This is a genomic window from Marinobacter sp. (genome assembly GCF_041690615.1).
Classification (GTDB): domain Bacteria; phylum Pseudomonadota; class Gammaproteobacteria; order Pseudomonadales; family Oleiphilaceae; genus Marinobacter.
On the sequence record NZ_JAWLGY010000039.1, the window covers coordinates 10,545 to 18,123 of the forward strand.

Below are 7,579 nucleotides of genomic sequence, written 5' to 3' on the forward strand. Positions count from 1 at the left end.
GCCTTCATAAACGCCTTGGCCTCGGGAATCGTATGCTGTCCGAAGTGAAAAATCGACGCCGCCAGCACCGCATCGGCACCACCTTTGGTGACACCATCTGCCAGGTGCTGTAGCTCACCCACGCCCCCTGAGGCAATCACCGGCACCACCACCGCGTCACTCACCGCCCGGGTCAGCCCCAGGTCAAAACCGATCTTGGTGCCATCCCGGTCCATACTGGTCAGCAGCAACTCACCGGCACCCATGGCCACCATCTTGCGGGCCCACTCAACGGCATCGAGACCGGTAGGCTTGCGCCCACCATGGGTAAAGATCTCCCAGCGGGGCTCCTCGCCGTCACCATTTACCTGCTTGGCATCAATGGCGACCACGATACACTGGCTGCCAAAGCGCTCGGCGGCTTCGCGGACAAACCCGGGGTTGAAGACGGCGGCGGTGTTGATGGAAACCTTGTCCGCACCGGCATTGAGCAGTTTGCGGATATCATCCACCGTGCGAACGCCGCCACCCACAGTCAGGGGAATAAATACCTCGGCTGCCATGCGCTCCACTGTTTCATAGGTGGTGTCGCGGCTTTCGTGGCTGGCGGTGATGTCCAGGAAGGTGATCTCGTCGGCACCCTGCTCGTTGTACTTGCGGGCCACTTCCACCGGGTCGCCGGCATCGCGAATGTCCACGAAGTTGACGCCCTTGACCACACGGCCCTTGTCCACGTCCAGGCAGGGAATGATGCGCTTTGCCAGTGCCATGATCGCTCCTTATCGGTTCAGGCTGTCACAAAAGGCCTGGGCTTCGGATACGTCCAGGGTACCCTCATAAATGGCCCGTCCAGTAATGGCCCCGAGAATGCCCTTATCTGCGACGGTTGCCAGTCGCTTGAGGTCGTCCATGTTGGTAACGCCGCCAGAGGCAATTACCGGGATGCCGCCTGCTTCTGCCAGCGCGGCGGTTGCTTCAACGTTGACGCCCTGCATCATGCCATCGCGGCTGATGTCGGTGTAGACAATGGCTTCGACGCCATCGTTGGCGAAGCGTCTGGCCAGGTCGGTGGCCATGACTTCGGAGACTTCAGCCCAGCCGTCGGTAGCAACGCGGCCGTCTTTGGCGTCGAGGCCGACGATGATGTGGCCGGGGAATTGTTTGCACATTTCGGTGACAAACTCAGGCTCTTTGACGGCCTTGGTACCGATGATGACCCACTGTACGCCGGCCCTGAGGTAGGCTTCGATGGTTTCCGGAGAGCGGATGCCACCGCCGATCTGGATCGGCAGGTTGGGGTATTTTGTGGCGATGGCGCGGACGATTTCGCCGTTGACGGGTTCGCCGGCGAAGGCACCGTTGAGGTCGACGAGGTGGAGGCGACGGGCGCCGGCGTCGACCCAGCGGTCGGCCATGGCGACGGGGTCGTCACCGTATTCGGTGGAGTCGTCCATTTTGCCCTGGCGCAGGCGTACGCATTTGCCGTCTTTGAGGTCGATAGCGGGAATGATGAGCATAAACTTGTTTCCTAATTACACCGGGATCAGATAGTGCAGTTGGGCGCCCGTGAGCCGCCAGGCGATAAGCTTTTCCGGGACACGCCGTGAATACATCCATGTAGGCTCTTCGAAAAGGTCCCTCTTCTCGAAGGTCCCGGAAAAGCTTCTCACCCACCGTCTCACTACCTTCGAGTAATCGGCAACCTGGTGCGTATAATCCAAATAGCGCCGAAGGCTAGCACCCAACAGACCGCCAATCAGGTGCGGGCTTCTAGCAGCGATCAGCTTTTACCTGACCAGTTTGTAAAGTTCTTCAACAGCTGCAGACCCGCCCGGGCGCTTTTTTCCGGGTGGAACTGGACAGCGAAAATGTTATCCCGGGCGACTGCCGCAGCAAGGTCGACACCGTAGTGGGTGCGGCCGGCGATGGCATCGTTGCCGGCGGACTCCACGTAGTAGCTGTGTACGAAGTAGAAGCGGTCACCGTCGTCAATATCGTGCCACAGGGGGTGGTCGACGGTCTGCCAGACCTGGTTCCAGCCCATGTGGGGGACTTTCAGGCGTTCGCCGTTTTCGACCAGGTTTTCGCCAAAGAAGCGGACCTGGGAATCGAACAGGTTGATGCAGTCCACGCCGCCGTTTTCTTCGCTGCGGGACATCAGGGCCTGCATGCCCACACAGATGCCCAGGAACGGGCGGTCGACGGAGACTTCCCGGACCAGCTCGTCCACGCCCAGGCGTTGCATTTCGGCCATGCAGTCGCGGATGGCGCCGACGCCCGGGAGGATGACCCGGTCGGCTTCGCGGATCTGGTCGGCGTTGTCTGTGACCAGCACGCGGGCATCCGGGGCGACGTGCTCCACGGCCTTGCGGGCGGAATGGAGGTTTCCCATGCCGTAGTCGATGATGGCGACGGTATTCATCGGTGGAACAATCCTGGAATCAGCAGGGACCGCTCAGAGCGATCCCTTGGTAGACGGTGTGATGCCGGCCATACGCTCGTCCATTTCGATGGCCATGCGCAGGGCGCGTCCGAAGGCTTTGAACACGGTTTCGATCTGGTGATGGGTGTTCTTGCCCTTCAGGTTGTCGATGTGCAGGGTCACCATGGAGTGATTGACGAAACCGTGGAAAAATTCCTCGAACAGGTCCACGTCGAATCCACCCACGGAAGCACGGGTGTAGGGCACATCCATCGCCAGGCCCGGACGGCCGGAGAGGTCGATGACGACCCGTGACAGGGCTTCGTCCAGGGGCACGTAGGCGTGGCCGTAGCGACGAATGCCTTTTTTGTCACCCACCGCCTGTTTGAAGGCCTGGCCCAGGGTGATGCCGATGTCTTCCACGGTGTGGTGATCGTCGATGTGCAGGTCACCGGTGGACTTGATGGTCAGATCCACCAGGCCGTGGCGTGCGATCTGGTCCATCATGTGTTCGAGGAAGGGCACGCCAGTATCGAAACTGGATTTGCCAGTACCGTCCAGGTCGATCTCGACGGTGATCTGGGTTTCAAGGGTATTTCGTTCTACCCGAGCCTTGCGAGCGGCCATGAAAACTCCGGAAATTGACAAGCAAGCGTTGAATCAGGGGGCAATTATACCCGTTCGTCCCGACAGAGTCCCGTTTAAAGGGCTATGGCGGCGATAGACGGCAGCCCTTCAGAACGCCTTTTTCAGGTTGTTCATATAGGTGTCCACCAGGCCGTTGAATTCGTGTTTCACTACGGGACTGATGGCCATCTTGAGCAGCCCTGGCAGGGGCAGAGTCAGCTCGGCGGAGGTCTGGAAGCGGGCACGGGTGGTCCTGTCATCGACGGCGGTTAGTGTCCAGCTGCCTTCCACCATACCGTTGCCCTCACCCTTCACCGGCACCCAGGTCACTTTTCCGGCGCCCTTGTCCGCATGGTACTGACAGGCGTAGGCGGTCTGAATGGAGTACTTGTCTACGCCGATCTTTTCCATTTCCCAGCGATAGGTGTTGTCGCCCAGGTCCACCAGGCGATCCACCTTGGGGAAGTGGCTGACAGACCGGGGTACGTCCGACAGCAGCGTAAAGACCTCGTCAAAGGGAGCGGCCAGCTCGATCTCACGGTTCAGTTCAATGGATACGGTAAAAGCCACACCTGTGTCCTCCAGTATTGTATCGGCCGGGTTTTTATCAGGGACCGGTAAACGTCCTATTGTGGCGAAACCCTGCCATTTTGTCATACTTGGAGCACTTTTAATTTGTAATCTGTGCGTTAGGCTTTGGTCAGGGGCCAGAGCCCGCTCCCGACCCCTCACCGGATTAAGACCTGAAAGGATCCCAGTGCCATGAAAGCTGTCCGCTACATCATCTTTGCCATTGTCGGCCTGATTTTGCTGGCGATTGCGGCGGTTGCCGTCGCGGTGTTTGTCATCGACCCGAACGCCTACAAGCCGCAGATCGAGCGCGTGGTGGAGCAGAAGACGAACCTGGACCTGGATCTCTCCGGTGATATCGGATGGTCCCTGTTCCCCCTCGGTCTCGAACTTAATGAGGTGGAAGCCACTCTCGATGGTGAACGTTTCGTGGCCCTGCGCCAACTGGTTGCCCAGGTGGATTTCTGGTCGCTGATCGCCATGTCGCCACAGGTTCACACCTTCGTGCTGGATGGCCTCGACGCCCGCCTGACCGTAGCGGAGGACGGCACCGGCAACTGGACCCGCATCCTGCCGGAAGGCGAGCCCCCCACTGCCGATGAAGCCGCCGCAGAGGCGGCGCAGGAGGAGGCTGCAGTGAACGGCGGCGAATCCGGTGACGTGCTCGCCTTTGCCGTGGAAGAAATACGTATCACCGACGCCAGCGTCCAATATGAAGACATGGCCACCGGCCAGTCGGTCGTACTCCAGGAATTCAGCCTGCTGGCCAGCCAGATAGCACTGGGTTCCGAATTTCCACTGGAGGTGGGCTTCCTGGTAAATACCGGCCAGCCAGAGATGACCGTCAACGGTGACATCTCCGCCCGCCTGACCGCCAACGAGGCGCTCAACCAGTTCTCCGTTAACGGTCTGGACGCGAAATTCGGGCTCTCAGGCGAAGCATTTGCTGACCGCACCCTCCAGGCCCGGATTACCGGCGGTGTGGCGACCAACCTGGAGAATGAGACTGCTACACTGGACGAGTTGCGTGCCACTCTGGCAAATCTGGAGCTAACCACCGACCTGGAAGTGGAAGGCTTTGGCCCCCAGCCAAAGGTAACCGGCAAACTTTCGGTAGCGGAGTTCTCCCTGCGGGAACTAATGCAGACCCTGGGCATGGACGAAATCGAAACCACGGACCCGGAAGTACTCAATCGCCTGTCCCTTAGCACCAACCTTACCGGCCCGGCAGGCGTTGCGGAACTTTCGGAGCTGACCATGGTACTGGATGACACCACGTTCGAAGGGGGTGCGCGCTACAACATCGAGTCCGGTGCCCTCGCTTTCCAGCTGGAAGGTGATGCTCTTGATGCCGACCGCTACCTGCCGCCCCCCGCTGAAGACAGTGGTGATGGCCAGCCGTCCAGCAGCGGAGCACCTGCAAGTGCCAGCACCGAGGGCGACCTCCTGCCCCTGGAAACACTTCGCGGGCTTGACCTGGACATCGACCTGGGCCTGGGTGAGCTGATCATCAGCAACCTGACCATCACCGATATCAACACCTCCATTGAGGCGTCCAACGGTCAGCTGAGCCTCAGCGACTTCAGCGGCAAACTCTACGACGGCGGCTTCCAGTCCAACGTCAACATCGATGCCCGCAGTGACGATCCGACCTGGCGACTCAGGGCCCAGGTATCCGGTGTGGAAACCCAGCCACTGCTGCAGGACCTGGCGGAAATGGACATGCTGGCAGGGGCCGCCAATATCGACATTGATGCGAGCACCCGGGGCAACCGCGTCTCCGTGCTGCGCCGGAACGCTGACGGCACAGTGAACTTCAACCTGGCGGAAGGTCAGTTCACCCGCATGAACCTGACCCGGCTGGCCTGCCAGGGCATTGCAATGGTGAACCAGGAAGACCTGACCACCACAGACTGGGGCAAAACGACGCCCTTTAACGATATGAAGGGAACCCTGAAGATCAACGGCAACACCCTGGACAACACCGACCTGGTCGCCGCCCTCGCCGGCATGCGCCTGGAAGGTAATGGCACCGTGGACATGGCCGCCTCCGAAATCGACTACGAAGCCGGCCTCCGGATCGTCGGCGAGATCCACCGTGACGAAGCCTGCCGCGTTACCGAGTACGTCGAAAACGTCGTCATCCCTGTGGAGTGCCGCGGCAACTTCACCGAGGACCCGGCCGGCATGTGCTCCTTCGACGGCTCCCGCTTCCGTGACACACTCAAGGACATTGCGGCCAATGCCGCCAGGGCAAAGGTAAAGGAAGAAACCGACCGCGCCCGCGACAAAGCAGAAGAAAAAGTACGGGAGAAGATCGATGAGCGCCTGGAGGGGGAAGACGGCGACAAGGTGAAAGACGCCATCCGGGGCCTGTTCAACCGATGACAGACCGCTTCGCCGAACGCCTTCTTGCATGGTACGCCAAACACGGCAGGCATGACCTGCCGTGGCACGAGAACCGGACAGCCTACCGGGTCTGGGTGTCGGAGATCATGCTCCAGCAAACCCAGGTAACCACGGTTATCCCCTATTTCCAGGCCTTCATGGAACGCTTCCCCACCGTTCAGGACCTGGCAGAAGCGCCGGTGGATGACGTGCTCAGCCACTGGTCGGGGCTGGGCTACTATGCCCGCGCCCGGAACCTGCAGAAGGCCGCTATCCAGGTTATGGAAGATCATGGCGGTGAGTTTCCAGACAGCCAGGAAACACTCGAAGCACTGCCGGGAATCGGCCGGTCAACCGCCGCCGCCATCATCGCCCAGGCGTGGGATCGCCGCGCAGCCATCCTTGATGGCAACGTAAAACGGGTATTGGCCCGCTACCACGCGGTGCCCGGATGGCCGGGGCAGACCAGTACGCTCAATGCCCTGTGGACCCATGCCGAGCAACACACCCCCCACACCCGGGCACGGGACTACACCCAGGCCATCATGGACCTGGGTGCCATGGTCTGCACCCGCAGTCGCCCGGCCTGCGCTGAGTGTCCACTGCAGGATGGCTGCCAGGCAAGGGCCCGCAACGAGGTAACCCTCTACCCCGGTCGCAAGCCCAAAAAGGAAAAGCCCGAGAAAGCCACCTGGATGCTGATCATGGAAGACGCCGAGGGCCGGATCCTGCTGGAGCAGCGACCACCCAGCGGCATCTGGGGTGGCCTGTGGAGCCTGCCGGAACTTGACCCGGCCTTCGGCGCGGATGAACTGGAAGAAGCCTGCGAGCGGCGTTTCGGCCTCACCTGCACCCGGCCGGACCTGATCAGTGGATTCCGCCACACCTTCAGCCACTATCACCTGCATATCCAGCCAGCGCGGCTCCAGGTCGCGGGCAACCTGGCCATCCGGGAGCCGGGCACACACCGCTGGCTACACCGCGACGAAGCGCTCGCCCTGGGCCTGCCCGCCCCGGTGAGAACCCTGCTGACCAACCCGGAACAGGCCACCCTGCTCTGATCTGTTATCATCCCGCAAAAGCCAAACATTCAAGGTAAACAGGAGCGCCCATGAGCCGCACCGTATTCTGCCGCAAATACCAGAAAGAGATGGAAGGCCTGGACTTTCCACCCATGCCCGGCGCCAAGGGGCAGGAAATCTACGAGAACGTCTCCAAACAGGCCTGGGAAGAGTGGCAGGCCCAGCAGACCATGCTGATCAACGAAAAGCACCTGAGCCTGATGGACCCGAACACCCGCAAATACCTGCAAGCGCAGATGGAGCGCTTCTTCAACAACGAGCCTTTCGACAAGGCCGAAGGCTTTGTTCCACCTGAAAATTGACCCCACTGATCAAGGTTTGCCCAGCTTTTGCAAGCACCGGGAAATTTTTATCGGGCACCCTTGACTCAGTGATTCCAAACCGGTTTAATAGCGCCCCGTTGCACAGCAGTACTGCAACCTGCCCGGATAGCTCAGTCGGTAGAGCAGGGGATTGAAAATCCCCGTGTCGGTGGTTCGATTCCGCCTCCGGGCACCATTAGAATTCAGAC

Annotated in this window: 8 protein-coding genes and 1 tRNA gene; 4 read left to right on the forward strand and 5 right to left on the reverse strand. The window is 60.4% G+C overall.

Translation table 11 applies throughout. The annotated features are described in order from the left end of the window. The 5 genes from hisF to ACESMZ_RS17070 all read right to left on the reverse strand — a co-directional run. The coding region (gene hisF / locus ACESMZ_RS17050) for an imidazole glycerol phosphate synthase subunit HisF (protein ID WP_372973063.1) at positions 1-749 on the reverse strand (749 nt) is incomplete at its 3' end. Between the two features lie 9 nt (positions 750-758). Then, a complete protein-coding gene (hisA, locus tag ACESMZ_RS17055) occupies positions 759-1,496 on the reverse strand; it encodes a 1-(5-phosphoribosyl)-5-[(5-phosphoribosylamino)methylideneamino]imidazole-4-carboxamide isomerase (protein ID WP_372957523.1) in 738 nt (245 codons plus the stop codon). Between the two features lie 263 nt (positions 1,497-1,759). Continuing rightward, the gene (gene hisH / locus ACESMZ_RS17060; protein WP_372957522.1) at positions 1,760-2,401 is read right to left on the reverse strand and encodes an imidazole glycerol phosphate synthase subunit HisH; all 642 of its coding nucleotides are present in this window, start codon (positions 2,399-2,401) and stop codon (positions 1,760-1,762) included. A gap of 33 nt (positions 2,402-2,434) precedes the next feature. After that, the gene (hisB, locus tag ACESMZ_RS17065) at positions 2,435-3,028 is read right to left on the reverse strand and encodes an imidazoleglycerol-phosphate dehydratase HisB (RefSeq protein WP_091851071.1); all 594 of its coding nucleotides are present in this window, start codon (positions 3,026-3,028) and stop codon (positions 2,435-2,437) included. Between the two features lie 108 nt (positions 3,029-3,136). Next, positions 3,137-3,598, reverse strand: a complete 462-nt coding sequence (locus ACESMZ_RS17070; RefSeq protein WP_372957521.1) for an SRPBCC family protein — start codon at positions 3,596-3,598, stop codon at positions 3,137-3,139. A gap of 192 nt (positions 3,599-3,790) precedes the next feature. Here ACESMZ_RS17070 and ACESMZ_RS17075 point away from each other — a divergent pair, with 192 nt between their 5' ends. The 4 genes from ACESMZ_RS17075 (at position 3,791) to ACESMZ_RS17090 (ending at position 7,566) form a co-directional block, all read left to right on the forward strand. Continuing rightward, on the forward strand, positions 3,791-5,986 hold the full coding sequence (locus tag ACESMZ_RS17075; RefSeq protein WP_372957520.1) for an AsmA family protein: 2,196 nt from the start codon (positions 3,791-3,793) through the stop codon (positions 5,984-5,986). Next, entirely contained in the window at positions 5,983-7,047 is a 1,065-nt protein-coding gene (gene mutY / locus ACESMZ_RS17080) for an A/G-specific adenine glycosylase (RefSeq protein WP_372957519.1), read from the forward strand. Before ACESMZ_RS17075 ends, mutY begins: the two co-directional genes overlap by 4 nt. A 50-nt stretch (positions 7,048-7,097) precedes the next feature. Continuing rightward, positions 7,098-7,370, forward strand: coding sequence for an oxidative damage protection protein (locus ACESMZ_RS17085; protein ID WP_372957518.1), 273 nt, complete (start codon positions 7,098-7,100; stop codon positions 7,368-7,370). 120 nt (positions 7,371-7,490) lie between these two features. Next, positions 7,491-7,566, forward strand: a tRNA-Phe gene (locus ACESMZ_RS17090). The last annotated feature ends 13 nt before the right edge of the window (positions 7,567-7,579 follow it).

Coding starts and splice junctions, on each gene's coding strand:
- hisH (WP_372957522.1), bottom strand. CDS start 2,401: ATGAATACCGTCGCCATCATCGACTACGGCATGGGAAACCTCCATTCC.
- hisA (WP_372957523.1), bottom strand. CDS start 1,496: ATGCTCATCATTCCCGCTATCGACCTCAAAGACGGCAAATGCGTACGC.
- ACESMZ_RS17075 (WP_372957520.1), top strand. CDS start 3,791: ATGAAAGCTGTCCGCTACATCATCTTTGCCATTGTCGGCCTGATTTTG.
- hisB (WP_091851071.1), bottom strand. CDS start 3,028: ATGGCCGCTCGCAAGGCTCGGGTAGAACGAAATACCCTTGAAACCCAG.
- ACESMZ_RS17085 (WP_372957518.1), top strand. CDS start 7,098: ATGAGCCGCACCGTATTCTGCCGCAAATACCAGAAAGAGATGGAAGGC.
- mutY (WP_372957519.1), top strand. CDS start 5,983: ATGACAGACCGCTTCGCCGAACGCCTTCTTGCATGGTACGCCAAACAC.